The following is a 25856-nucleotide window of genomic DNA, read 5'->3' as shown; positions in this document are numbered from 1 at the left end:
GGGCAGCGGCGCGATTTTTGGACGGATTGAGGGCATGATTCATGCGGTGAGGCTCCTAACGTTGAGGAACCGCCACTACTTGCTGCAAAACAAGATTGGGTGGCGGCTGTACGCAGGTTTGCAGACCGGGACGTTAGGCACCCGGCGCGCTCGAAAGCGCCCCACGCACAGCCACCATAAAACGAAGTTGCAGGCATGAAAAAAGCGCCAGCTTTCGGAACGGTGGCGCTCATGCGCCTAACGATGTTCGGGCTGCAAAACCCGGTCGCTGAATTTGCAGCGACGGCCAAAGAGTAGCGTTCCGGTTTCAAAAGTGCAACCGTGTGGAGATCTTGCGCATTTTTCCGATGCGTCATAAATTGTGCGGGCATGTAGATTTACCTCAACGCCTCCGGATCGCTCCCGGGGGCGTTTTCGTTAGTGCTGGGTAGTGACGGGGCGGGCGAGGGTGAGCCATTGCAAGTGGTGCCCTTGGCGAGCCCTTTGCCGCATCTGCTGTAGCGCTTCGGGATTGCGCAGCAGGTTGGGAATCAACTGGCGAGCATCGTGAATCACCACGTCTGCTGGCGGCTGAACCGCTAACAGAGTCCACTCCAGGTTCTGCCACAGCACGATCAGCACCTGAGCGCCGGCCGAGATCGCCTGATCGCGGAGGGCTCGCAAGCGCTGGCGACCTTTGATCTCTGCGGTAGAAGGCAGAGATGCTTCAAGTACACCGACAAGATCCAATGCTTGGTGGGGAAGAAAGGTCGGAGTCATGCCGCCTCCTGAATGTTGGTGAGCAGGGGTGGCGGTGTTTCGCCTTTGAGCCAAGCCAGGATTTTGCTGTCCTCGACGCACCGTCGGCGGTGTTCTACCGCGAGCAGATCGCGCTGCTGTGCTAGGCATTCCTCCACATAGCTGGACAGATCGGACGTCATGCGCATTTCACGGTGCAGGCGTTCGCTAGCGATCTTTTCCTCCGAAAGATCCTGCTCGGTGATGCGTCGCCATACCGCCGGATCATTCGCGTAACCGGTCGATTGATCGACCAGCCAGTACGTGACCCAGTCGGTCATACCCAGCGATTTCAGGGCGGTGCGGCGGCCCTCTTTCATCGCGAAATGGCCCGTACCGTGGATGCTGGAAAACTCCCGGCGTACCGCGTTTTTGCGGATCAGTTCGGGCAATTCCCACGGATTAGGTTTAAGCGGAAGGACCAAGCCATCAGGGTTGAAAAAGAAGGCCTCTTGTTCCTCACCGTTCCAGCTCACACCCGCGATGGTGCGGTGCCGCCAGTTGATTGCCCCGGATTGATAGAGGCGAAATCCGATGCTGTAGGAGTCGAGAAACGGCCCTTTGAATGGGCAGTGGCTGCGTCTCATGCGGCCACCTGATCACGGGCTTCAATGCGGCTTTTTACCCAGCTCTGAACTTCAGAAAAAACCCAGGCAACTGGTGCGCCACGAGCTGTGCTATTGCTCAGTTTGACGGGCTGTGGAAAACCACTTTCGGGGCACTGCATGAGCTTGTAGATCGTCGAGCGCTTGAGCCCCGTAGCAATCTCAAGACGTGGCATGCGTATGAGGGTGGTAGCAGGGTCGAAAGGTGTAGCGAGATTTGGAACTGCAGAGGCCGCGCGGAGAGGTGTGGCCAGATCTGGAAAGGCAGGATTGAAGCCGAATGGGGAGTGGCTAGTCATTGGTATTGCTCTCGATTGGTTTGGACTGACGAGAGCAATGATCTAAGTGTTGAAATGCGGTGAGCAGTTCACTTCCATTTGAAATTTCTGGTTTACAACACCTTGTGTTGTTTGAGGATGGCTTCCACTCGTTTGCGGGTTATCGCCTTTGTTGTTTCGAGGGGGATCCAGTCGGGCCGCTCATCTTCGAGTTTGGCCGCTTCCCTCTCAAGCCAGCGATGCACCGTTGTTGTGACAGCCCGACGCGACATACCGTTTCTCAGCAAGCTCCGTGCCTGGTTAACGATGGCAGCATCACGTTCATTCATCTCATCCTTTCGATCTATGCCGCTGAACACACCGCCCTTCTGCCGGGTCGCGGTTTTGATGGCTGCGGAAGCAAGATCGGTAATGTCATCGTCGTAAAGCGAGAGCAGCGAGGTCACCACTTCCAAATGCGCGACATAGTTCTCTAATGCGTCAATGCGCTCATCTGGGTTGATTTCGCTCGCGACGGCCTGGCAGAACTCCTCCCAAGGCAACGCCAATATCCGCCAGTTCATCGAAACGGCCTGCTGTTCACTCGCCTGCATCCAGTCGCTGAGCGATTCAATAGCCTTTACTGCACAAGCCATTGCGTAGGCCGCATAAGCCTCTTCGTCGGACGCGGATTGGCAGCGAGTGACATTGCGAACTCCATCCGCTAAGAGGGATCTCGGAGGTGTTGTTGCACATCGGAAAATTGACTCTTCGTACCTGACGGCTTCAATGCAGAGCGAGTTCAGATAACTAGCTACTCCATTGGCCTGAATCCGAAATGCGCATTGGTCGAGTAAATGGCAGGCATCTCGGATTTGCTCGTCGCAGAGTGCATAGAGCGGCTGGGTCGATAAGTATTCAATCAGTCTAGCCGTAGGTTTCAAGCCCACCGCAAGATCAATGCCGTCAATTAATTCCAAGCGATCCTCCATTTCGCCGAAGCGCTGGCTGTTGTCCCGCGCCCTGTGTTTCTGTAGCACAGCCAGCGCGCCGAGCGTGGTCGCACGCGCCGGAAATGGCTGGCCAGCAGTGGCAATGATGGGCCCCCGGTGTAACACGGAAGGGAGGCGTTACACGCCGTGTATGCCACAGCTCTCAAGCGTGTTACAGGCGTGAAGCTCAATATATTCAAGGGTTTAATGTCGCCTGTTACACCAGTAACACGCGTAACACCGTTTTTGGAGGGGGGATGGATAGGGAGCCTCATATCACCTTTCCAAATTGGCCTTGAACGACATTGCCAGTTGCCAGCTCATCAAGATGATCTGCGTACCACTGCATCATGACTTTGCGCTGAGGCAGGTACACCGCCTTGTTGTACACCCCTGCAATCCCCTCTTTTACATGAGAAAGCTGGGCCTCAATGTGGTTCTCGTCAAAGCCTTGTTCATTAAGGATCGTGCTAGCGATATGGCGGAAGCCATGGCCAGTTTGCCGGCCCGCGTATCCCAGTCTGCGCAGCGCCATCAGAAAGACGGTATTGCTACGGGGGATGGTTCGATCTTTTCGCCCTGGGAAGAGAAGGGGGTATGCCCCTGTCAGCGTGCGCAGCTCCGTTATCGCTTCAATGGCCTGGCGAGATAGAGGCACTACATGCTCGCGACGACGCTTCATTCGCTCGGCTGGAATCGTCCATAGCTTTTTGTTGAGGTCGATCTCTGACCAGCGTGCTTCTCGAATCTCACTTGGGCGTGCCGCTAATAAGGCCAGCAATCGGAGACCTAGACGGACGTCCTTCGCGTGAGGGTAAGAGTTGATGGCACGAAGTAATGCAGGCAACTCTTCTATTGATACGTGTGCATAATTTTCAGCACTGCGCGTCTGTAGAAATTTATTGAGGCCTTCAAGGGGGTTGTGGATCGCTCGACCTGTCACGCGTGCCAAGTCGTAGATCTCTTTGCAGAAGGCCCGAACTCTGCCCATTTGCTCAATGATCCCTTTCTGCTCCATGCCGCGCAGAAACTCCATCCATTCAAGGGGCAGTATTTCTGTGTAGATGCGTTTGCCGAAAACGGGGAATACGTGAAGCTCCAGGGCTCCAAGGACTCGACGGGACGTGCCGGCTTCCCAGCTTGAACGCCTAGCCTCAAACCATTCGCGCCCTAATGCTTCGAAAGTGTTGTTGGCTGCCACCCGGTCAGCATTCTTGCGAGCCTGCTTACTGACTAAAGGATTTTTACCAGTCGATGCGTCATCCCGCAGTTGCGCCGCCTTCTGCCTGGCTAACGAGCCACTGATTTCGGGGTAACCGCCTAGGCCCAGCCAGGACCATTTCCCGTCTGGTTTTTTGTAGCGCAACTCCCACGACTTCTGCCCATTTGACTTGACCCGAAAGTACAAGCCGTTGCCGTCTTGCTCCCGATACGTCGCACTCTCCGGCTCCAATCCTGCGAGAGTAGTGTCGGCCAGTGGGCGGCGTTTGATTTCAGTACGCTTCACTGCGTGTATGCCTCCAGTTCAATGAATCTCAAAGCATACACGTGGGCATACACGGCGTGAAGTTATAGGGGTAGACAGGGATGGATAGCTAGAAACAAGAAAGCCCGCGCAGGGCGGGCTTCTTGGGGTGTTTCGTAGACTGTCTGAGACAGGTCTAGACTGCTATATGGTGCACCAGGCGGGATTCGAACCCACGACCCCTGCCTTCGGAGGGCAGTACTCTATCCAGCTGAGCTACTGGTGCAATGCGGGCGCCATGATACTCATATGCGCTGCGGGCGTCCATGCTGCTGAATCGCCTGCGTTTTTCCCAAGCGTAACCTGCGTTTGCTACGTTGATCAGAAAAAATAAGCAAATGCGGCGTTTTCGTTCTTTTTTTCGAACAGCCTATTGTCCTTTACCCCCTTTGATCCTAGGATTCGTTTGAGATTTCAAACGCTCTTGTCTGGGTGCTGAACCGCACGAGTTCGATTTGTGCGCTATTTATGTGCTTCAGCCCGGTGAATGATTTCCCTGACGGCAGCCTATAAGGCGCCTTTCTATAATCATAATTCGCTCCGCGCGTGCCGCGGTGCTGTTAAGGAAAGCCGACATGCAGCTTAAAGACACCCAGTTGTTCCGCCAGCAAGCCTTTATCGATGGCGCTTGGGTCGATGCGGACAACGGTCAGACGATCAAGGTCAATAACCCGGCAACGGGCGAAATTCTGGGCACTGTGCCGAAAATGGGCGCTGCCGAAACCCGCCGTGCGATCGAAGCCGCTAATAAAGCGCTGCCGGCCTGGCGTGCACTGACCGCCAAGGATCGTGCGAACAAGCTGCGTCGCTGGTTCGAGCTGATCATCGAGAACCAGGACGACCTGGCTCGCCTGATGACTCTGGAGCAGGGCAAGCCATTGGCTGAAGCCAAGGGCGAGATCGTTTACGCCGCTTCCTTTATCGAGTGGTTCGCTGAAGAAGCCAAGCGCGTCTACGGTGACGTGATTCCGGGCCACCAGCCAGACAAGCGCCTGATCGTGATCAAGCAGCCGATCGGCGTGACCGCTGCGATTACTCCGTGGAACTTCCCGGCCGCGATGATCACCCGTAAAGCCGGCCCAGCCCTGGCCGCCGGTTGCACCATGGTGCTCAAGCCTGCTTCGCAGACTCCGTTCTCGGCTTTCGCCCTGGCTGAACTGGCCCAGCGTGCCGGTATTCCGAACGGTGTGTTCAGTGTTGTGTCCGGCAGCGCCGGCGACATCGGCAGCGAGCTGACCAGCAACCCGATCGTGCGCAAACTGTCCTTCACCGGCTCGACTGAAATCGGTCGTCAGCTGATGGCCGAATGCGCCAAGGACATCAAGAAAGTCTCGCTGGAACTGGGCGGCAACGCGCCGTTCATCGTGTTCGACGACGCGGACCTGGATAAGGCCGTCGAAGGCGCGATCATTTCCAAGTATCGCAACAACGGCCAGACCTGCGTCTGCGCCAACCGCCTGTACATTCAGGATTCGGTGTACGACGCGTTCGCCGAAAAACTGAAAGTGGCCGTGGCCAAACTCAAGATCGGTAACGGTCTGGAAGACGGCACCACCACGGGCCCGCTGATCGACGAAAAAGCCGTGGCCAAGGTTCAAGAGCACATTGCTGACGCCGTGAGCAAAGGCGCAACCGTGCTGTCCGGTGGCAAGGTGATGGAAGGCAACTTCTTCGAGCCGACCATCCTGACCAACGTGCCGAATAACGCTGCCGTGGCCAAGGAAGAAACCTTCGGCCCATTGGCGCCACTGTTCCGCTTCAAAGACGAAGCCGACGTGATCGCGATGTCCAACGACACTGAGTTCGGCCTGGCCTCGTACTTCTATGCTCGCGACCTGGGCCGTGTGTTCCGCGTGGCTGAAGCCCTGGAATACGGCATGGTCGGCGTCAACACCGGGTTGATCTCCAACGAAGTCGCGCCGTTCGGCGGCATCAAGGCGTCGGGCCTGGGCCGTGAAGGCTCCAAATACGGCATCGAGGATTACCTGGAAATCAAATACCTCTGCCTGGGTATCTGAGTCCATTGCTTCAAGCGTAAAGGGCACGAGAGCGCTGCCCTTTGCGCCGCTTCAAACGGAATTTTCTCTGTGGCCGGGAAAGCTGTGGCAGTCGATCATCGCATGCTGCCGTAGTTGCCTCCCCGCCGCTTAATCCTTGAACCACGCCGCCCGATGAGCGGTGAATGAGGACACTATGAGCAAGACTAACGCATCCCTGATGAAACGCCGCGAAGCCGCTGTACCGCGCGGTGTTGGCCAGATTCACCCGATCTTCGCCGACCACGCGAAGAACGCCACCGTGACCGACGTTGAAGGTCGCGAGTTCATCGACTTCGCCGGCGGTATCGCCGTGTTGAACACCGGTCACCTGCACCCGAAAGTCATTGCGGCCGTGACTGCTCAACTGAACAAGCTGACCCACACCTGCTTCCAGGTCCTGGCCTACGAGCCGTACGTGGAACTGTGCGAAAAAATCAACGCCAAGGTGCCAGGTGATTTCGCCAAGAAAACCCTGTTGGTGACCACGGGTTCCGAAGCCGTGGAAAACGCCGTGAAAATCGCCCGCGCCGCCACTGGCCGTGCCGGCGTGATCGCGTTCACCGGCGCTTACCACGGTCGCACCATGATGACCCTGGGCTTGACCGGTAAAGTCGTGCCTTACTCGGCCGGCATGGGCCTGATGCCAGGCGGCATCTTCCGCGCGTTGTACCCGAACGAGCTGCACGGTGTGAGCATCGACGATTCGATCGCCAGCATCGAGCGCATCTTCAAGAACGACGCCGAGCCGCGTGACATCGCCGCCATCATCATCGAGCCGGTGCAGGGCGAAGGCGGTTTCTACGTCGCGCCTAAAGAGTTCATGAAGCGCCTGCGTGCCCTGTGCGACCAGCACGGCATTCTGTTGATCGCTGACGAAGTACAGACTGGCGCTGGCCGTACCGGCACTTTCTTTGCCATGGAACAGATGGGCGTTGCCGCCGACCTGACCACTTTCGCCAAATCCATCGCTGGCGGCTTCCCGCTGGCCGGTGTGTGCGGCAAGGCCGAATACATGGACGCCATCGCTCCAGGCGGCCTGGGCGGCACTTATGCCGGTAGCCCGATCGCTTGCGCCGCGGCTCTGGCCGTGATGGAAGTGTTTGAAGAAGAGCACCTGCTGGACCGTTGCAAAGCGGTTGGCGAGCGTCTGGTGACTGGCCTGAAGGCTATCCAGGCCAAGTATCCGGTGATCGGCGAAGTGCGTGCCTTGGGCGCAATGATCGCGGTCGAGCTGTTCGTCGACGGCGACAGCCACAAGCCGAACGCTGCTGCCGTGGCATCGGTTGTGGCCAAGGCGCGCGACAAGGGCCTGATCCTGCTGTCGTGCGGCACCTATGGCAACGTTCTGCGCGTGCTGGTACCGCTGACCGCGCCGGACGAGCAACTGGATAGAGGCCTGGCGATCATGGAAGAGTGCTTCGCCGAGCTCTGATTCATTTGTGAACTGATCGACAAAAAACCCGCTTCGGCGGGTTTTTTTATGCCCCTTGGAACACATCAGGGCAATTGAGCTGTATCGAATGGCCAGCATTGACTAAGGTGCAAGCATTGCCGTTGGAGTGTGCAGATGACTGCTGTAGTGTTACCCGCTGTACCGCGTGTGCTGATTGCCGAGGCCGACCCTTGGCCCCGTGACCTGCTCAAGCAGGTGTTGTTGAATGTGCGCTGCGACGCGCGGCTGGACCTGTGTGCTGACGGCCAGGAGGCCCTGCAGCTGTTGGCGGAAAATCCTTATGACCTGGTGATCGTCGACTGGGAGTTGCCCGGCGTCGATGGCCTGAATGTCTTGCGCAGTGTTCGTCAGCGCAAACGTAATCCGCCGCTGCCCTTCATTCTGATGAGCAGCCGCAACGACAGCGCCAGCGTGCGCGAAGCCTTGCCTCTGGCGCCCACGGCGTACCTGACCAAACCCTTGAACATGGAAAGCCTGACCCAGCGCCTGCAGGATTTATTGCTGAACGCTGGTGAAGAGGTGTCCTGCGAGGTGCCGTCATTGGCGCCGGGCATGACCTTGTCGGTGTATCTGGAGCGGCGGCGCGAACTGGCGGACGGTGCGCCGTTGATGACCGATGTGCAGGTGGCGATCAAACGTAGTCTCAATCCCAATGGCCTTGATCTGACGCGGCTGGAAGACGAGATCCGCACCGATCCGCAAATCACCGCTGTCTTGATCGCTGCCGCCAACAGCGCGGCCCAGCATCATGGCGCCGCCGTGCAAACCCTGGCCCAGGCGTTGCATCGCTTGGGCACCGGGCAAAGCATGAACCTGATTCTGGGGCTGGCCCTCAAGCGCAGTGCCCGGCTCAGCGATCCGTTCCTGGCCGATTATGCCGAGCGTTATTGGGAGTTGTCCCTGCACACCGCCGAATACGCGCGAACGTTGGCGCGTTTGCTGGATCTGGATCAGGAGCGCTGTTATAGCGCGGGCATGCTGCATCGTCTCGGCGACCTGGCGTTGCTGCGGTGTTTGCAGGAGTGGAAGCAAGCCGGCGGTGAGCTGGATGAGCTGGAAGAAGTCGGCGACGCACTGGCCGAATTTGGCGCGGCCTATGGTTCGGCGCTACGGACCCGCTGGCGCCTGCCCCTGGAGCTGCGAGAGCTGATTGCGGCGGTTTACCAGCTCGGTGGAGGGGTTTACTCCCGCGAGGCGCTGGTGATGAACATGGCCGCACAACTGGCGCGCCTGACCGAGCATGAGGGGATCGAGGCGTTGTCCAAGAGCCGCACGGCGCGGTTGCTCAAGATCGGATTGCCTGAGCTGATGCGTTTGCGCAAGAAGTGAATCTGACACCAAACCCTGTGGGAGCGAACTGTGGCGAGGGGGCTTGCCTCCGTTCGGTTGCGCAGCAGCCGTGAAGCCAGAGATCGCGGTATTCCTGTCAGAGCGAGGTTGCAGAATTCAGGACTGCTTCGCAGCCCAACGGGGGCAAGCCCAACGGGGGCAAGCCCCCTCGCCACAGGTGGGTATAAGCGCCAGATAGTTCTCAGTCGGAGATAATCCGGTTCTTGCCCTGGCGCTTGGCTTCGTACATCGCTGCATCGGCGCGGGCGAACAGGCTGTCGAGGTTTTCATCCTCGGGCGTGAGGCTGGTCAGGCCCTGGCTGACGGTGATGCCGAACGTCTGGTCGTCATGGCTGAAACTCAACCGCTGAATCTCCCGTTGCAGGCGCTCGGCCACTTGCATGGCCATGTCCGGTGCGCAGCCGGGGAACACCGCAGCGAATTCCTCACCGCCAATCCGCCCGAACAGATCACCACGCCGCAGGGCTGCGCGGCCGCTCTCGGCGATGCGTTGCAGCACCATGTCGCCTTCCGGATGGCCGTAGGTGTCGTTGATCACTTTGAAGTTATCGATGTCCAGCAGCAGGAAGGCCATCGGCGCACCGTGTAGTCGTGCCTGGTCGAATTCGCGATGGGCGCATTCGAAGAAGTGTCGGCGGTTGCTGCTTTGGGTCAGCACGTCGGTGGTGGCCAAGCGGTGTAGCTCGGTTTCCATCTGCTTCTTTTCGGTGATGTCTTCGGCAATGCCGACGATAATCAACGGTTGGCCCGGCTCGGCCTGACGGTTGATGAAGCACTTGTCGCTGAGCCAGCGCACCTGGCCGTCGGCGGTGATGATGCGGTACTCGCGGTCTTCAACGGCGCCGTTGACCAGCACTTGCGCCAGGCTGCGCTCGGCGTAATCCAGGTCGTCGGGATAAACACTGTCGCGCCAGTGGTTGTAGTCGGACAGCAACAGGCCGGCGGGGCGGCCGAAGATCCGGTCATAGGCCGGGCTGACGTAGAGCACCTGACGGGTTTCCCAGTTGAATGCCCAAAGCACCGCGTTGACGCTGACCAGCAGCGAGCTGAACAGCTGTTCGCGTTCGCTCAGGCGCGCCACTTCGCCTTGCGCATGCATCAGCGCCATCAGGGTTTGCGCGGCCTCGGGCCACTGTGGAAGGGATGAGTCTTGTAGGTTTTTATTGACCATCGGCACAAATCTCAAAGGGCGTGCCGCTATTTCGACAGCGGCCAGCACAAAGCCCGCCTGGATGGCGAAGTGTCTGTGAGATAGGGGATTTGGAGCGAAGTTCCCGCTTTTTTTGTGGCGAGGGCACGCTTGCTCCCGCTGGGTGGTCCTGGCGACGCGTTTTTTCCGTTAAAACGCGTCGTCAGATATTGCGGCTGCTGCGCAGCCGAACGGGAGCAAGCTCCCCCGCCACAGGAGCGGCCCTTGATTCAAGGTCAGGCAGCGGCAGGGCGCAGGGAGTAGGTTTTCAGCTGGTCGGCGAAGTCGCGCAGGGATTGAATCCCGCTGGCCTCGGCTTCGTGTACCCAATCCTTGATGGCGGCCAGCATGTCGTGACCATTTGAGCTGGTCTTGACCCAGATCTGCTGCAAGGCCAGGCGTTTCTCGTAAATTACCTTCAGCGCCTGGCTGTGTTCGAGCATGGTCTGGATGCGCACATGGTGCTTGTCATCCAGCAGGCTGGTTTCCCGCGAGAGCAGGCGCTTGGCCCGGTGGAACTGGTGACGGACCGAGTGATCGACCTTTTCCAGTTCTTGCTTGACCAGTGGTGCGATGACCAATTTGCGGTACTGGGCCATGATCTGGAAGCGGTTGTTGAGGATCGCCATGGCGGTGTCCATGTCCAGGCTGCCTTTGCCTTCGACACGGTGGGCGATCGGCGCAACCCGCTGGACCTTGGCCAGGCGCAGGAAGCTGAAGACCTGGATCCATGCCCAGCCGAGGTCGAATTCCCACTTCTTCACCGACAGTTTGGCCGAGTTAGGGTAGGTGTGATGGTTGTTATGCAGTTCTTCGCCGCCGATCAGGATGCCCCAGGGCACCAGATTGGTCGCCGCATCGCGGCATTCGAAATTGCGGTAGCCGATGGCATGGCCCAGGCCATTGACCACGCCGGCGGCCCACACCGGGATCCACATCATCTGGATGGCCCAGATGGTGATGCCGATGGTGCCGAACAGCAGCAGGTCGATGACGCCCATGATCGCCACGCCCAGCAGCGGGAAGCGGCTGTAGAGGTTGCGTTCGATCCAGTCTTCGGGGCAGTTCTTGCCGTAGATGCGCAGGGTCTCGGGGTTTTCCGCTTCGGCGCGGTACAGCTCGGCGCCTTTGCGCAGAACCGTGGACAGCCCCTTGATGACCGGGCTGTGCGGGTCATCGACGGTTTCGCATTTGGCGTGATGCTTGCGGTGGATAGCGGTCCACTCGCGGGTGTTCTGCGCCGTGGTCAGCCACAGCCAGAAACGGAAGAAATGTTTCAGGCCGGCATTGAGCTCGAGGGAACGATGGGCTGAATAACGATGCAGATAGACCGTGACGCCGACGATCGTCACGTGGGTCATCAGCAGGGTGACTGCCACCAGTGACCAGGGCGATAAGCCAAGAAAACCTTCGTACCACATAGGCTATAGGGCCCTCGAAAAAGAAAAAACAGCCTTTGCATTATCACTAAGCCCACAGATAAAACCAGTCGCCCTTTCAGATAAGAGTGGCCGGGTGTTTCTTTAATCTATAATTCCAACCTGTTTTGTAGGGACATGGACGTTCTAATGCCAGCCACATATCGCGATGCCTTGCGTGCAGCGCTGCTCTATCTGGTGCTTTCCGTAGCCTGGTTCCAGTTTAGTGGTTATTTATTGAACAGTTTCTTCGATAACTCCACCGACCTGCTGCGCTGGCAACTGATCAACGGTTATGCCTGGGTGGCCTTCAGTGCCGGGTTGATCTTTATGGCGCGGGCACGATTGTTTCGCTGCCTGGGTGTCGGCGCCAGATTGCGCGAGCGCAAAGCGGATCGGGAACGTTTGCGTCAGGCGGCCGCGGTGTTCGATTGCACCCGCGAAGGGGTGCTGGTCACCAATAGCAAAGGGCTGATCGTCCATGTGAACCGGGCGTTCATGGAAATCACCGGTTACCAGTGCGAGGAAGTGTTGGGTCAGCGACCGAACATGTTCAAGTCGGGCCATCACCCGCCGGGTTTCTACCAGGCGATGTTCGCGACACTCGACAGCCTCGGTGAGTGGAGCGGGGAAATCTGGAATCGTCGCAAAAGCGGCGAGATTTACCCGCAATGGCAGACGATTCGCCTCATTCCCGACGATCAGGGGCGGCTCAGTCAGTACGTTGCGGTGTTTTCCGACATCAGCGCGATCAAGGACTCCGAGCATGAACTGACGCACCTGGCCCACCACGATCCGCTGACCGATCTGCCCAATCGCCTGCTGTTTACCGACCGTGCCGAGCAGGCCGTGGCCTCGGCGCAGGCCCATAAGCGCGGTTGTGCGTTGCTGATGATCGATCTGGATCACTTCAAGTTGATCAACGACAGCCTTGGTCACAACGTCGGTGACCAACTGCTCAAAGCTGTGGCCCAGCGTCTGCAAGGCACATTCGACCCGGGCATCACCCTGGCGCGGCTCAGTGGCGACGAATTTGCGGTGTTGGCTGAAGATTGCCCGCAACCGGGGCCTGCCGCGGCGCTGGCTCAGCGGGTCATCGATGGCCTCAAGGAGCCGTTTCAGATCGACGGGCATCCGTTGTTCATCAATGCCAGCATCGGCATCGGTCTGTTCCCCAGCGATGCCTTGAGCGCCGAGCAACTGTTGCGCAACGCCGACTCGGCGCTGTTCAAGGCCAAGAGCGCCGGTCGCGACGGCTATGCCCTCTATACCGAAGAATTGACCACGCATGCCCAGCAGCGCGTCGAGATTGCGTTCGAATTGCGCCGGGCGCTGGAGCAGCAGGAGTTGCGTGTCTATTACCAGCCCGTGCATGACCTCAAAACCAGTCGCCTGATCGGCGTCGAGGCGCTGGTGCGCTGGGAGCATCCGCAGCGCGGGCTGGTGTCGCCGGCTGAATTCATCCCCATTGCCGAACGCACCGGGCTGATTGCCGAGATCGATGCCTGGGTCATGCGCCAGGCCTGTCAGCAAATGTGCCAGTGGCAAGCGACAGGCGTGCTGCTTTCGTTTGTCGCGGTGAACGTTTCTTCTCGCCTGTTCGCCCGCCGCGAGTTGTATCAGCAGGTGGCTCAGGTGCTGCACGACACCGGGCTGGATCCGGCGTATCTGGAGCTGGAAGTCACCGAAAGTGCGGTGATGGAGGACCCGGAAGTGGCGCTGGAGCAGATGCATCGCTTGCGTGAGTTGGGCGTGCGGCTGGCCATCGATGACTTCGGCACGGGTTATTCGTCGTTGCTGCGACTCAAGCGGTTGCCGGTGCAAAAGCTCAAGATCGATCAGGGATTTGTCGCAGGCTTGCCGGGTGATGAGGATGACGCGGCGATCGTGCGGGTGATCATTGCCCTGGCGCAGAGCATGGGGATGCAAGTGCATGCCGAGGGGATCGAGCAGATCGAGCAGGCGGGTTTCCTGCTCGAGCACAACTGCGATCTGGGGCAGGGGTATTGGTTTGGGCGGCCAGTACCGGAGGCCGCGTTGGATTGGGCTCGGGCGCCAGTGATTTCCTGAAAGCGAAAAGATCGCAGCCTTCGGCGGCTCCTGCAAGGGATCGGCGTACACCTGTAGGAGCTGCCGAAGGCTGCGATCTTTTGATCTTCAAGCCACTCATGCTCAGCAAATCCTTGCTTCATCAAATAATGTCTTCTGGTTATATAAACATTCTTAAATAGTCTTTTTAAGAATATCTGCACCTATCTACTATTGCTCTCACGCCGTACGCAGTGCCCGCCACTGCCAGGCATATCTCATTAAAGGAGCAGCACCATGAGCGCATCCCTACGTAGTGTTGACGGGCAGGACGAAGCCACCATTTTGCGTGAGATCCAGAGTGCCTTGCGCGATCTGCGCTTTGGCGCAGTGGAAATCACCGTGCACAACGCCCAGGTGGTTCAGATCGAACGCAAAGAGAAATTCCGTTTGCAGAATCCGGGCAACAAACCGAGCTGAAGCGAAAGATCAAAAGATCGCAGCCTTCGGCAGCTCCTGCGCGCCTGTGGGCGCCGCCGCAGGCTGCGATCTTTTCAAACAGGCAACCCGATTCCAGAAATCCATAAGAAAAGCCAACACACCAAGAATTCCAGGAGCTTTCACCATGTCGTCGATTCGCCATTTTGCCTTGGCCGCCCTGGCCAGTGCCCTTTTTGCGGGTTCCGCGGTTGCCAAGGATTACGAGTTGCTCAACGTGTCGTATGACCCGACCCGTGAGCTGTATCAGGACTACAACGCCGAGTTCATCAACTACTGGAAGAAAGACCACGCTGGCGACAACGTGAAGATCCAACAGTCCCACGGTGGTTCGGGTAAACAGGCTCGCGCCGTAATCGACGGTCTGCGGGCCGACGTGGTGACCCTGGCCCTGGCCGGTGACATCGACGAAGTCGCCAAGCTCGGCAAGAGCCTGCCGGCTGACTGGCAGAAGCGTCTGCCGGAGGCGAGCACACCTTACACCTCGACCATCGTGTTCCTGGTGCGCAAGGGCAACCCGAAAGGTATCAAGGACTGGGGTGACCTGACCAAAAATGGCGTGGAAGTCATCACTCCGAACCCGAAAACATCCGGCGGCGCGCGCTGGAACTTCCTCGCGGCCTGGGCCTATGGCCTGAAAGCCAACGGCGGTAACGAAGCCAAGGCCAAAGAGTACGTACAGACCCTGTTCAAACACGTGCCTGTGCTGGACACCGGTGCTCGCGGTTCGACCATCACCTTCGTCAACAACGGTCAGGGCGACGTGCTGCTGGCCTGGGAAAACGAAGCCTTCCTGGCTTTGAAAGAAGACGGTGGCGCCGACAAGTTCGACATCGTTGTACCGTCGCTGTCGATTCTTGCCGAACCACCGGTGGCCGTGGTCGATAAAAACGCTGAGAAAAAGGGCAACAGCGAGCTCGCCGAAGCGTACCTCAAGCACCTGTACAGCCCGGCCGGCCAGGAAATTGCGGCGAAAAACTTCTATCGTCCACGGGACAAGGACATAGCCGCCAAATACGCCAAGCAGTTCCCGACACTGGAGCTGGTGACCATCGACAAGGATTTTGGCGGCTGGAAAACCGCGCAACCGAAATTCTTCAATGACGGTGGCGTGTTCGACCAGATTTATCAGGCGCAGTAACCTGAAATGGATTAGTCAATGGACCTGATTCCAGTCAGTTAAGGTGCTGAACCTGTGGGAGCGAGCCTGCTCGCGATGACGGCGGTACATTCAGCATAAATGTTGGTTGGCCCGCCGCTATCGCGAGCAGGCTCGCTCCCACAGGGGCTGCGGTGTCCAAATCCTTAACTGGCTGGCATTAGCCAACAGGCCCCGATTTCACTGTCGGGGCTTAGCGCGTTCTCAACCAAGGACTTTTATGTCGCGTCGTATCTCCCCCGTCATACCCGGCTTCGGGCTGACGCTGGGCTACACCTTGGTGTACCTCAGCCTGATTGTGCTCATTCCACTGGCGGCGATGTTTGTGCATGCCGCTCAACTTACCTGGGACCAGTTCTGGGCGATCATCTCGGCGCCACGGGTGCTGGCGGCGTTGAAGCTGAGCTTCGGCACCGCGCTGTACGCCGCGATCATCAACGGCGTGATCGGCACGCTGCTGGCCTGGGTGCTGGTGCGCTACACCTTCCCGGGGCGCAAAGTCATCGACGCGATGATCGACCTGCCCTTTGCTTTGCCCACTGCGGTGGCCGGTATCGCGCTGACCGCGCTGTACACCCCCACCGGGCTGGTGGGGCAGTTCGCGGCGGACCTGGGTTTCAAGATCGCGTATACCCCCCTCGGCATCACCCTGGCGCTGACTTTTGTGACGCTTCCATTCGTGGTACGTACGGTACAGCCTGTACTGGCTGATATCCCGCGTGAAGTGGAGGAGGCGGCGGCTTGCCTCGGGGCGAAACCGTTACAGGTTTTTCGCCATATTCTGGTGCCGGCGCTGCTGCCAGCCTGGCTCACCGGTTTCGCTTTGGCCTTTGCCCGCGGGGTCGGCGAGTACGGTTCGGTGATTTTCATCGCCGGCAATATGCCAATGAAAACCGAAATTCTGCCGCTGCTGATCATGGTCAAACTCGACCAGTACGATTACACCGGCGCCACCTCCATTGGTGTACTGATGCTGGTGGTTTCCTTTGTCCTGTTACTGCTGATCAACTTGTTGCAGCGGCGCATCGAAACCCCATAAGGAGGCGCGAAAAATGTCCCAATCGTCTATTGCAGCGGCCTCCTCGAACGCCGCCCGCCGTGGCAGTGCCTCGTCGCGGCGAATCCTGATCGGCCTCGGCTGGCTGATTTTTGCGCTGTTTTTGCTGTTGCCGCTGTTCATCGTGGTATCCCAGGGTCTGAAACTGGGCCTGGGGGCGTTCTTCACGGCGATTTTTGAGCCGGACGCTTTGTCGGCGTTGAAACTCACTGTGATTGCGGTGCTGATCTCGGTGCCGCTGAACCTGGTGTTCGGTGTCAGCGCGGCGTGGTGCGTGAGCAAATACTCGTTCCGTGGCAAGAGCATGCTGGTGACCCTGATCGACCTGCCGTTCTCGGTATCGCCGGTGATCGCGGGCCTGGTCTACGTGTTGATGTTCGGCGCCCAGGGCCTGTTCGGCCCGTGGTTGCAGGATCACGACATCCAGATCGTCTTCGCCTTGCCGGGTATCGTGCTGGCGACGATTTTCGTTACCGTGCCGTTCGTGGCCCGTGAGCTGATCCCGCTGATGCAGGAACAAGGCACCCAGGAAGAAGAGGCCGCGCGCCTGCTCGGCGCCAATGGCTGGCAGATGTTCTGGCACGTTACCGTCCCCAATATCAAATGGGGCCTGATTTATGGCGTGGTGCTGTGCACGGCCCGGGCGATGGGTGAGTTCGGTGCGGTGTCGGTGGTTTCCGGGCACATTCGCGGGGTGACCAACACCTTGCCGTTGCACGTCGAGATTCTCTACAACGAATACAACCACGTGGCCGCGTTCGCCGTGGCGAGCCTGTTGCTGATCCTGGCGCTCTTCATCCTGCTGCTCAAGCAGTGGAGCGAAAACCGTATTAACCGCCTGCGCGCCAGCGCCGCGGAGGAATAGTCATGTCGATCGAAGTGCGTAACGTCAGCAAGAACTTCCACGCGTTCAAGGCGCTGGACAACATCAGCCTGGACATTCAAAGCGGCGAGCTGGTGGCGCTGCTGGGGCCGTCCGGCTGCGGCAAGACCACGTTGCTGCGAATCATCGCCGGCCTCGAAACCCCGGATCAGGGCAGCATCGTGTTCCATGGCGAAGACGTCTCCGGCCACGACGTGCGTGATCGCAACGTCGGTTTCGTGTTCCAGCACTACGCCCTGTTCCGCCACATGACGGTGTTCGACAACGTCGCGTTCGGCCTGCGCATGAAGCCGAAAAACCAGCGTCCGAACGAGAGCCAGATCGCGGTGAAAGTCCACGAACTGCTGAACATGGTGCAACTGGACTGGTTGGCGGATCGCTACCCGGAACAACTCTCCGGCGGCCAGCGTCAGCGCATCGCGTTGGCCCGCGCCTTGGCGGTGGAGCCAAAGGTTTTGCTGCTCGACGAACCTTTCGGCGCACTCGACGCCAAGGTCCGTAAAGAACTGCGTCGCTGGCTCGCGCGGCTGCACGAAGACATCAACCTGACCTCGGTGTTCGTGACCCACGACCAGGAAGAGGCGATGGAAGTCGCCGACCGTATCGTGGTGATGAACAAGGGCGTGATCGAGCAGATCGGCTCACCGGGCGACGTCTACGAAAACCCGGCCAGCGATTTCGTCTATCACTTCCTCGGCGATTCGAACCGTCTGCATTTGGGTGAAGACCGGCACGTGCTGTTCCGTCCACACGAAGTGTCACTGTCGCGTCATGAACTGGAAGACCACCACGCCGCTGAAGTGCGGGATATTCGTCCGTTGGGCGCCACCACGCGGGTGACGCTGAAGGTCGAAGGCCAGAGCGAGTTGATTGAAGCCGAAGTGGTGAAGGATCACGACAGCCTGGTTGGATTGGCGAAGGGCGAGACGTTGTTCTTCAAGCCGAAGGTCTGGCAGAAAGTCGCCAACATATAAAGCAAAAGCATCGCGGGCAAGCCCGCTCCCACAGGGGATTTGTGAACGACACAGATCACTGTGGGAGCGGGCTTGCCCGCGATGGCGTCCTACACCGCTGCGTTTTTCTGACGCAAACGCACACCCCCCACCCGCGCTTCAATTTGTTCTTTCAGCTCATGCCGCATCCCGAGCAAAAACGCCAACTCAACCACCACAAACAGCGGCCCGACAATCAACCCCGTCACATCATCGACAAACGCCGGTTTGCGTCCCTCATAATGATGGCCGACAAACTGAATCGCCCAGCCCACCACAAACATCCCTATGCCGCTGGCCAGCCAGACCAGCGTACTTTGCTGCGCGAGAACCTGACCCGCCCAAATGCACAGACCGAGCAACACGGTCATCAACACCCCAAGACGCACCTCCAGGCGCAGGTAAAACCACGCCGATGCCATTGCGACCAGCACCGCCGGCGAAACCCAGCCTCCGCCCCATTGAGGCCGTGACAGCAACACCGCGACCGCCACGACGATCAGCGGAATACCCACGAAGTGGCTGGCGATATTGCGTGGGTCACGGTGGTAGGCGGCGTATTGACTGAGATGGTCAACGAGGCTTTTCATTGTTATTCCTCCTGTAGGGTGATTGATGATGCCCCGGGTTCATCTCTCGCTCTGTCAGCCAGGCGACAATCTCCAGGAGTTTTCATGGACATGCAGGTTTGGCGTTCGCGCCTGATGACGGGGCAGTGGTTCAGTCATTTACCTGTTCCCTTGCAGGATAGTCTGCTGGCCGCCGCCCGAGTGCGGCGGTTGTCGCCGGGGCAGCGGTTGTTCAAGCGCGGCGATCCCCCGTGCGGGTTGTACGCGGTGCTCGAAGGTTCGGTGCGCATCGGCGCGGTGAGCGAGCAGGGCAAGGAAGCGTTGCTGAGCCTGGTGGAACCGCCGCACTGGTTCGGTGAAATCTGCCTGTTCGATGGCCAGCCGCGAACCCATGATGCGTTCGCAGCAGGCCAATGCATCCTGTTGCATATCCCGCAAACGGCGCTGCTGGCCTTGCTCGACAAACACCCGGTGTACTGGCGGCAACTGGCGTTGCTGATGAGCCACAAACTGCGCCTGACCTTCATCAACCTTGAGCAACTGAGTCTGATGCCGGCCCCGGCGCGCCTGGCCCATCGCTTGCTGATGATCGCCGAGGGCTATGGCGAAATCGACCCGCCGCGCCGTGTTCTGCAACTGCCCCAGGAGCAACTGGCGTCGATGCTGTCACTGTCGCGCCAGACCACCAACCAGATACTCAAGGATTTGCAGGGGAAAGGGATTCTGAATCTGAAATATGGCGAGATCGAGATTCTGGATGCGCAGCGGTTGCGGGCGTTGGCGTTGGTTTGAAAAAAAGTTCGCCACGGTATTGGTGGGCTTTGTCCGCGAACGCGCCTAGCCTGTGACGACGATAATCGAGGTGTGCCATGCGTGTATTGCTAGTGGAAGACGAACCCGAGACCGCCAGGCTCCTGGCCAAAGGCCTGAGCGAAGCGAGTTACTCGGTGGATGTGGCGCTCAATGGCATGGACGGCCGGCGCTTTATCGAGTCCGGTGAATACGAGTTGATCATCCTCGACGTGATGCTTCCCGGCCTCAACGGCTGGCAGTTGCTGCAACAGATACGCAAGCTCGGCGATACGCCGGTGCTGTTCCTCACCACCACGGACGGCATCGAGGATCGCCTGCGCGGGCTGGAGCTGCATGAGGATGATTATCTGCTCAAGCCGTTTGCCGTCAGTGAGCTGGTGAAGCGGGTGCGCAAGCTGTTGCGGCGCGATCGCGGGCGCTGAAGGTTATGCGGTGTCTGAGCAATCGCCATCGCGAGCAGGCTCGCTCCCACATTTGATCCTTGGTGAACACAATATCGATAAACAATGAAGACCCAGTGTGGGAGCGAGCCTGCTCGCGAAGAGGCCGGAAAACCCAGCACACCTTGCTGATCTATCACCGCAACCCATCCCGAAACTGCCCCGGCGTCATCCCGGTCCAGCGCTTGAACGCACGACTGAAGCTGCTGGTATCGGCGAACCCCAGCAGGTAACTGACCTCGCTCAACGAACACTGTGGGTCGCGCAGGTGCAGCAGCGCCAGGTTCTCCCGGCTTTCATTGAGCAGCGTATCGAACCGACAACCTTCATCCGCCAGGTGCCGTTGCAGGCTGCGTAGACTCAAGTGCAGCGCTTGGGCGATGCAATCGGCCGACGGTTCGCCCTCGGGCAATTGCTCTTCAATGGCGTCGCGAACCTTGCGCTCCCAGGTCAGAGGCTTGAGTTGCGCCAGGGTGCGTTTGAGCACGGTTTCGTTGTGCTCGGCCAGTTCCGGGTTGGCGTCGTCCAGGTGGCTGTCGAAATCCACCAGGGCGAATTCCAGTCGGTCTTCGTCAGCGGCGAAATACACCGGCGAGCGGAACACTTTGTGCCATTGATGCGGGTCGGCAGGTTCCGGGCGGCGCAGGTACACCGCCAGTGGCGCGTAGTCACGGCCCAGGCGATTGCGGCAGGTGCGCACGTAAATCGCCGCGAAGGCATCGATGGCTTCGAAGGCGGGCGCGGGGTTGCCTTGGGGGATTTTCAGGCGGAAACGGTAGCGATCCTCGGTTCGGGTCAACTCCAGGTCCAGCGCATCGCTGACCACCTGGTGATAACGCACGATGCGCTCGAACACTTCCCGCAGGCTGCCGCTGGCCACCAACGCATAACCCAGCGCATGAAAGGTGGTGGGGCTGACGAAACGCGACACCCGCAAGCCAATCGCGGGGTCGCCACTGACCTGCACCGCGATTTCCCACAGGCGCGTGGTGCCGGACAACGGGTAACGGGCGTTCGGGTCGTCCATCAACTGCGGGTCGAGCCCCGCCTGTTGGCACAGGGCGGTGCTGTCGAGGCCCAGCGCGTCGAGCTGCTTGCGCAGGGCGCGGGTCCAGCTGGCGAGGGAGGTCGGTTCAGTCATGTTGATTGGCGCGTCCGGTCAACAGGTTGGCGTTCACGGCTACCACTCTGTAAAGCATCACAGGGCAGGATGCGAACATCAATAACCAGAGGATGGAAGCATGGACGGTACTTCTGCAAGTCCCCAGCGACTGAATGCAGCACAACGATCAGCGCATATTCGCCAAGTGGTGCTGGCCAAGGGCGTCGAATTGCGTCAGCGCTACCCGATTCTCAACCATCAGGACGCCTTGGGCGCGGGCATTCTGGCCTTTGCCCTGGCCGGGATGATCGGTTCGGCAGCGCTGTACATCACCGGGTACATGGCCTGGTGGGCATGCCTGTTGCTCAACGCGTTTTTCGCCTCGCTGACCCACGAGCTGGAGCATGATCTGATCCACAGCATGTACTTTCGCAAGCAACGCGTGCCGCACAACTTGATGATGGGCCTGGTCTGGCTGGCGCGGCCGAGCACGATCAACCCGTGGATCCGCCGCCATTTGCACCTCAACCACCACAAGGTGTCCGGCACCGAAGCCGACATGGAAGAGCGGGCGATCACCAACGGTGAGCCTTGGGGAGTCGCACGCCTGTTGATGGTCGGCGATAACGTGATGTCGGCATTCATCCGCATGCTTCGGGCCAAGACCCGGGCGTACAAGCTCAGCATCCTCAAGCGTTCTCTGAAGGTTTACGCACCGCTGGCGCTGGTGCATTGGGGGGTGTGGTACGTGTTTCTCGGTTTTCACGCCGCCAACGGCATCGCACATCTGTTGGGGACGCCCATCGAATGGTCGGCGACTACGTTGGCGGTGATGCAAGTGATCGACATCGCTGCGGTGGTGATCATCGGCCCGAACGTGTTGCGCACGTTCTGCCTGCACTTTGTCAGCTCGAACATGCACTACTACGGTGATGTGGAGCCGGGCAATGTGCTCCAGCAGACCCAGGTGCTGAACCCTTGGTGGATGTGGCCATTGCAGGCGTTCTGCTTCAACTTCGGCAGCAGCCACGGGATCCATCATTTTGTGGTGAAAGAGCCGTTTTACATCCGCCAGATGACCGTGCCGGTTGCGCATGAGGTGATGCGTGAGATGGGGGTGCGGTTCAATGATTTCGGGACGTTCGGGCGGGCGAACCGGTTTGTTCGCAAGGAAGCCATAGGGTCGCAGGAGGTGCGTGCCGCTCGGGTTTGATCGATGTGCCCGGAAACTCAAACGCTGGTCATCAATTTGACCCAAAGGAACGTTACGTTGTGACGCAAGCAGCGATGGCTTGGATGCATCGTAATGATTGGCATATGTGTTTTTGATCTAATAAAGTAATTAAATATTCCTTTATCGAATAACCGTTTCAGCCAATCATTCACATCCCAGCGATGTGGTTCGCGCTAACCGATTTTGAGTTTCCGGGGCCGTCTCCTTGGCAGGGTGCGGCCCCTTTTTTTGCCCGGGATTTGGTAAGTGGACACGAAATCCCTGTGGGAGCAACTGTGTGAGCGGGCTTGCCCGCGATGGCGTCAGGCCAGTCAATATCATCAGTGACTGATACATCGCTATCGCGGGCAAGCCCGCTCCCACAGGTGATCAGCCTTATATTCTATATTGATCTTAATAAATAGCTTCTTATTCCTTAACGAGTATAACTCACCTCCCTATACTCGGTCAGGAACAGACACGCAGCAGGAGAGTTCCCCCATGCACAACGAATCAATTCGCTACCTGATTGTGCCGGGCTGGCAAGGATCGCCAGAAGATCATTGGCAAACCCATTGGCAGAGCAGCCTGCCCAACAGTGCACGGGTGGAGCAGGCCGATTGGCTGACGCCTCGTCGCGAAGACTGGGTCGCGGCGTTGGCCGAGGCGATTACCGCCGACAGCACGCCAGTGATTCTGATCGCCCATAGCCTGGGTTGCATCACCGTCGCCCATTGGGCGGCCACTGCGCCGTTGCAATTTTTGCGTCAGGTGCGCGGTGCCTTGCTGGTCGCGCCAGCGGACGTCGAGCGCCCGGCCTGCTCGCCGGCCTTGCGCAACTTCGCGCCGATCCCGACGCATTTATTGCCGTTCCCGAGCCAGGTCGTCAGCTCTGACAACGACGCCGCCGTGAGCGCGCCACGAGCGCTTGAACTGGCGCGCCAGTGGGGCGCCGAGGCGGGGATTTTATCGGGGGCCGGGCACATCAATGTGAAGTCCGGTCACCGGCGCTGGGAGCAGGGTTTTGCGTACCTCTATCGTCTGCAAAACCGCATGGAACAGCACGCCCTGCGTCGGGCTTGAACCTTTTCTTTTTTCCTTTTTTTAGAATCGGCCCCCGCCTCCCGGCGGTTTGGGCGGGAGTCTGCCATGAGTTTGCATGAAGCCTTCGGTCAGCCGCTGCTGACCTTTCCCGACGCGGAAAAAAGCCCGCTGAGCATTCGCGCCAAAGCGTTGGTGTTCGTTGATCCGCGTTCCCGGCAGTTGCGCCAGGAACTGGAACAATTGGCGCCACGTTCGATCTCGGTGTTGATTCGCGGTGAAACCGGCAGCGGTAAAGAACTGTTGGCCCGGCACATCCATCGCGCCAGTGATCGCGGCGGGTTGTTCGTGTCAGTCAATTGCGGCGCGATCAGCCCGACCTACGCCGATGCTGAACTGTTCGGCTATGCCGCTGGCAGTTACAGCGGTTCGGCCAGCAGTCGTGCCGGGTGGTTCGGTTCGGCCAACGGCGGCACCTTGTACCTGGATGAGATCGGCGACCTGCCGTTGCCGATCCAGATCAAGTTGCTTGCGGCCCTGGAAAACCACGAAGTCACCCGCGTCGGTGCTCACCAGCCGAGCCCGGTGGACGTACGTCTGGTGGCGGCCACCAGCATCGATCTGGCCCAGGCGGTGGCTGCCGGGAAATTCCATGAGCGGCTCTATCACTACCTCAGCGAAGGCCAGCTCGAACTGCCGGCCTTGCGTGAGCGGGTGGGCGATATTTTGTCGCTGGCCGAATACTTCCTCGGCATCTACAGCCAACGCCTCGACCTGCCGGTGCCATTGATCAGCGAAGCCGCGCAGCAGGTGTTGGAGCAGCACAGTTGGCCGGGCAATACCCGGGAACTGGAGAACGTCATTCACTTTGCGTTGCTGGTGAGTACCGGCGACGAGATTTTGCCGGAGCATTTGAATCTGCCTGAGGCGCCGGCGTCGCTGGTGACGATCGAGCAGCAACTCAAACACATTCTCGGCAACGGCACTGCCGCCGAGAGAGAGGCCTTGAAACAACTGCTCAAAGACGCCGGACTGTCGTAGGCGCGAAGCGCAATCCATGTGGGAGCGGTTGTATGAACAAAATGGAATATGAAAGTGAATAAAAGATATTATTCTGGAATAAAAAATCCCGGTATTGTCCGCGTCACGCCAGCGATAGCACTTCAATGGCACCTAACTATTTAGCCGTCGTCGATGACGACCGTGATTTTCGATAAGGACACTGCATGAAAAAGGTTCTGTTGTTCACCGCATTGGCGGCTGCCCTGACTGCGGGCCTGGCCCAGGCTGGCGAGAAACTGGTGGTGGCGGCGACCCCGGTTCCACATGCCGAGATTCTTGAACTGATCAAGCCAACCCTCGCCAAAGAAGGCGTGGACCTGGAGATCAAAGTCTTCACCGACTACGTTCAGCCGAACGTGCAGGTCGACCAGAAGCGTCTGGACGCCAACTACTTCCAGACCCTGCCGTACCTGAAAAACTTCAATGAAGGCAAAGGCACTAATCTGGTGACCGTGATCGGTGTACACGTCGAACCGTTCGGCGGTTACTCGAAGAAAGTCAAAAGCCTGGCTGAGCTGAAAGACGGCGCAACCATCGCCATCCCGAACGAAGGCAGCAACAGTGGCCGTGCCCTGATCCTGCTGCAGAAGGCTGGCCTGATCGAGTTGAAAGACCCGAAAAACGCCGTGGCCACACCGAAAGACATCGCCAAGAACCCGCATAACTTCAAGTTCAAGGAACTGGAATCGGCCATGCTGCCGCGTGTTCTGGATCAGGTCGACCTGGACATGATCAACACCAACTACGCGCTGGACGCAGGTCTGAACCCGGCTAAAGACGCGCTGGTGATCGAAGGTGCCGATTCGCCCTACGTGAACTTCCTGGTGGCTCGTCCAGACAACAAGGACAGTGTCGCCATCCAGAAACTGGCCAAGGCCCTGACCAGCCCGGAAGTGAAGGCGTTCATCGAGAAGAAATACAGCGGCGCGGTCCTGCCGGCGTTCTGATTTAACGCAGTCTCGAACCCCTTCAAGGTTTCAAACGCCGACGGCTCTCGATAGCGTCGGCGTTTTTTATGGCGCTTGAAATCAAAAGATCGCAGCCTTCGGCAGCTCCTACAGGTGTTCACATAACCCCGTAGGAGCTGCCGAAGGCTGCGATCTTTTTGCTTTTTACGGTCAGGCCACCCGGGTTTTCAGTGCCTTGCGCAACGCCACCAGCAATTTCACGATGTCCTGCGGATCCAGCCGCTGTGGCACTTTTACGTCAGCCATTTTCTCTTCCTTGTGATGGTTCGGCCGGGGAAGTCTGGCCAAAAGCTGTCCGTCCTTGGAGGGGCATTTTGAGAAAAAGATCCTTCCTACAGCGCAAAGAAAAATAGTCGTCTTCCACGTCTGCCGCAAATCCACGGGATAGTTTTTTGCGTGATATCAATATGCTTTAACGGTATTTAA

The 25856-nt window shown here is 58.8% G+C and carries 24 protein-coding genes and 1 tRNA gene; 15 read left to right on the top strand and 10 right to left on the bottom strand.

The genetic code is table 11. The annotated features are described in order from the left end of the window. Nucleotides 1–417: 417 nt before the first annotated feature. The 6 genes from AACY49_RS15005 to AACY49_RS14980 form a co-directional block, all read right to left on the bottom strand. Nucleotides 418–759: a hypothetical protein gene (locus AACY49_RS15005; RefSeq protein WP_339524728.1), complete on the bottom strand. Its 342-nt coding sequence runs from the start codon at nt 757–759 to the stop codon at nt 418–420. Continuing rightward, nucleotides 756–1364, bottom strand: coding sequence for a hypothetical protein (locus AACY49_RS15000; protein ID WP_339524726.1), 609 nt, complete (start codon nt 1362–1364; stop codon nt 756–758). The genes AACY49_RS15005 and AACY49_RS15000 overlap by 4 nt, the downstream gene beginning before the upstream one ends. After that, nucleotides 1361–1681 (bottom strand): helix-turn-helix transcriptional regulator, encoded by a 321-nt coding sequence (locus AACY49_RS14995; protein WP_339524724.1) that lies wholly within the window; start codon nt 1679–1681, stop codon nt 1361–1363. Before AACY49_RS14995 ends, AACY49_RS15000 begins: the two co-directional genes overlap by 4 nt. 92 nt (nt 1682–1773) lie before the next feature. Next, entirely contained in the window at nt 1774–2619 is an 846-nt protein-coding gene (locus AACY49_RS14990) for a hypothetical protein (RefSeq protein WP_339524722.1), read from the bottom strand. Between the two features lie 283 nt (nt 2620–2902). Beyond that, nucleotides 2903–4138, bottom strand: coding sequence for a tyrosine-type recombinase/integrase (locus AACY49_RS14985; RefSeq protein WP_339524720.1), 1236 nt, complete (start codon nt 4136–4138; stop codon nt 2903–2905). Nucleotides 4139–4305: 167 nt separating this feature from the next. Further along, nucleotides 4306–4382, bottom strand: a tRNA-Arg gene (locus AACY49_RS14980). Between the two features lie 349 nt (nt 4383–4731). On the opposite strand from AACY49_RS14980, the gene gabD reads away from it, so the two are divergent. From gabD to AACY49_RS14965, 3 genes are all read left to right on the top strand, one after another. Next, nucleotides 4732–6174 (top strand): NADP-dependent succinate-semialdehyde dehydrogenase, encoded by a 1443-nt coding sequence (gene gabD / locus AACY49_RS14975; RefSeq protein WP_223486364.1) that lies wholly within the window; start codon nt 4732–4734, stop codon nt 6172–6174. 175 nt (nt 6175–6349) lie between these two features. Continuing rightward, the gene (gene gabT / locus AACY49_RS14970; RefSeq protein WP_258698095.1) at nt 6350–7627 is read left to right on the top strand and encodes a 4-aminobutyrate--2-oxoglutarate transaminase; all 1278 of its coding nucleotides are present in this window, start codon (nt 6350–6352) and stop codon (nt 7625–7627) included. A 135-nt stretch (nt 7628–7762) separates the two neighbouring features. Then, a complete protein-coding gene (locus AACY49_RS14965) occupies nt 7763–8977 on the top strand; it encodes a response regulator (protein WP_258698094.1) in 1215 nt (404 codons plus the stop codon). Nucleotides 8978–9179: 202 nt separating this feature from the next. Here the strand turns inward: AACY49_RS14965 and AACY49_RS14960 are convergent, their stop codons facing one another. Both AACY49_RS14960 and desA read right to left on the bottom strand, forming a co-directional pair. Further along, nucleotides 9180–10169: a GGDEF domain-containing protein gene (locus AACY49_RS14960; RefSeq protein WP_339524716.1), complete on the bottom strand. Its 990-nt coding sequence runs from the start codon at nt 10167–10169 to the stop codon at nt 9180–9182. Nucleotides 10170–10423: 254 nt separating this feature from the next. After that, complete coding sequence (gene desA, locus AACY49_RS14955; RefSeq protein WP_258698092.1) at nt 10424–11608, bottom strand: delta-9 fatty acid desaturase DesA; 1185 nt, start codon at nt 11606–11608, stop codon at nt 10424–10426. Between the two features lie 147 nt (nt 11609–11755). On the opposite strand from desA, the gene dibA reads away from it, so the two are divergent. From dibA to AACY49_RS14925, 6 genes are all read left to right on the top strand, one after another. Then, a complete protein-coding gene (gene dibA, locus AACY49_RS14950; RefSeq protein ID WP_339524714.1) occupies nt 11756–13675 on the top strand; it encodes a phosphodiesterase DibA in 1920 nt (639 codons plus the stop codon). Between the two features lie 255 nt (nt 13676–13930). Then, nucleotides 13931–14113 carry a sulfur starvation response protein OscA gene (oscA, locus tag AACY49_RS14945; RefSeq protein ID WP_007941032.1) on the top strand — a complete coding sequence of 61 codons (183 nt, stop codon included), beginning with the start codon at nt 13931–13933 and terminating at the stop codon, nt 14111–14113. A 145-nt stretch (nt 14114–14258) separates the two neighbouring features. Then, nucleotides 14259–15272 carry a sulfate ABC transporter substrate-binding protein gene (locus tag AACY49_RS14940; protein WP_339524712.1) on the top strand — a complete coding sequence of 338 codons (1014 nt, stop codon included), beginning with the start codon at nt 14259–14261 and terminating at the stop codon, nt 15270–15272. Between the two features lie 238 nt (nt 15273–15510). Continuing rightward, on the top strand, nt 15511–16329 hold the full coding sequence (gene cysT / locus AACY49_RS14935) for a sulfate ABC transporter permease subunit CysT (protein ID WP_258671906.1): 819 nt from the start codon (nt 15511–15513) through the stop codon (nt 16327–16329). A 13-nt stretch (nt 16330–16342) separates the two neighbouring features. Then, nucleotides 16343–17212 carry a sulfate ABC transporter permease subunit CysW gene (gene cysW, locus AACY49_RS14930; protein WP_258698089.1) on the top strand — a complete coding sequence of 290 codons (870 nt, stop codon included), beginning with the start codon at nt 16343–16345 and terminating at the stop codon, nt 17210–17212. Nucleotides 17213–17214: 2 nt separating this feature from the next. Next, nucleotides 17215–18204: a sulfate/molybdate ABC transporter ATP-binding protein gene (locus tag AACY49_RS14925; RefSeq protein WP_038978455.1), complete on the top strand. Its 990-nt coding sequence runs from the start codon at nt 17215–17217 to the stop codon at nt 18202–18204. An 89-nt stretch (nt 18205–18293) separates the two neighbouring features. On the opposite strand, the gene AACY49_RS14920 is transcribed toward AACY49_RS14925, so the two are convergent. Then, nucleotides 18294–18812 (bottom strand): Mpo1 family 2-hydroxy fatty acid dioxygenase, encoded by a 519-nt coding sequence (locus AACY49_RS14920; protein ID WP_258698088.1) that lies wholly within the window; start codon nt 18810–18812, stop codon nt 18294–18296. An 84-nt stretch (nt 18813–18896) separates the two neighbouring features. On the opposite strand from AACY49_RS14920, the gene AACY49_RS14915 reads away from it, so the two are divergent. Then, nucleotides 18897–19583, top strand: a complete 687-nt coding sequence (locus AACY49_RS14915; protein WP_339524700.1) for a Crp/Fnr family transcriptional regulator — start codon at nt 18897–18899, stop codon at nt 19581–19583. Nucleotides 19584–19660: 77 nt separating this feature from the next. Continuing rightward, complete coding sequence (locus tag AACY49_RS14910) at nt 19661–20026, top strand: response regulator (protein WP_258698086.1); 366 nt, start codon at nt 19661–19663, stop codon at nt 20024–20026. A gap of 154 nt (nt 20027–20180) precedes the next feature. On the opposite strand, the gene AACY49_RS14905 is transcribed toward AACY49_RS14910, so the two are convergent. Further along, nucleotides 20181–21185, bottom strand: coding sequence for an AraC family transcriptional regulator (locus tag AACY49_RS14905; protein WP_339524697.1), 1005 nt, complete (start codon nt 21183–21185; stop codon nt 20181–20183). A gap of 100 nt (nt 21186–21285) precedes the next feature. On the opposite strand from AACY49_RS14905, the gene AACY49_RS14900 reads away from it, so the two are divergent. From AACY49_RS14900 to AACY49_RS14885, 4 genes are all read left to right on the top strand, one after another. Next, on the top strand, nt 21286–22359 hold the full coding sequence (locus AACY49_RS14900; protein WP_339524695.1) for a fatty acid desaturase: 1074 nt from the start codon (nt 21286–21288) through the stop codon (nt 22357–22359). A 501-nt stretch (nt 22360–22860) separates the two neighbouring features. Further along, the gene (locus AACY49_RS14895; RefSeq protein ID WP_339524693.1) at nt 22861–23442 is read left to right on the top strand and encodes an alpha/beta hydrolase; all 582 of its coding nucleotides are present in this window, start codon (nt 22861–22863) and stop codon (nt 23440–23442) included. Nucleotides 23443–23508: 66 nt separating this feature from the next. Next, nucleotides 23509–24441 carry a sigma 54-interacting transcriptional regulator gene (locus tag AACY49_RS14890; protein WP_339524691.1) on the top strand — a complete coding sequence of 311 codons (933 nt, stop codon included), beginning with the start codon at nt 23509–23511 and terminating at the stop codon, nt 24439–24441. Nucleotides 24442–24626: 185 nt separating this feature from the next. Then, complete coding sequence (locus tag AACY49_RS14885) at nt 24627–25409, top strand: MetQ/NlpA family ABC transporter substrate-binding protein (RefSeq protein WP_258698082.1); 783 nt, start codon at nt 24627–24629, stop codon at nt 25407–25409. The last annotated feature ends 447 nt before the right edge of the window (nt 25410–25856 follow it).

This window comes from Pseudomonas sp. EL_65y_Pfl2_R96, from assembly GCF_963970905.1.
GTDB lineage: Bacteria > Pseudomonadota > Gammaproteobacteria > Pseudomonadales > Pseudomonadaceae > Aquipseudomonas.
The sequence above is the reverse complement of the archived record's forward strand: the minus strand, read 5'-3'. Positions and strand labels throughout refer to the sequence as shown.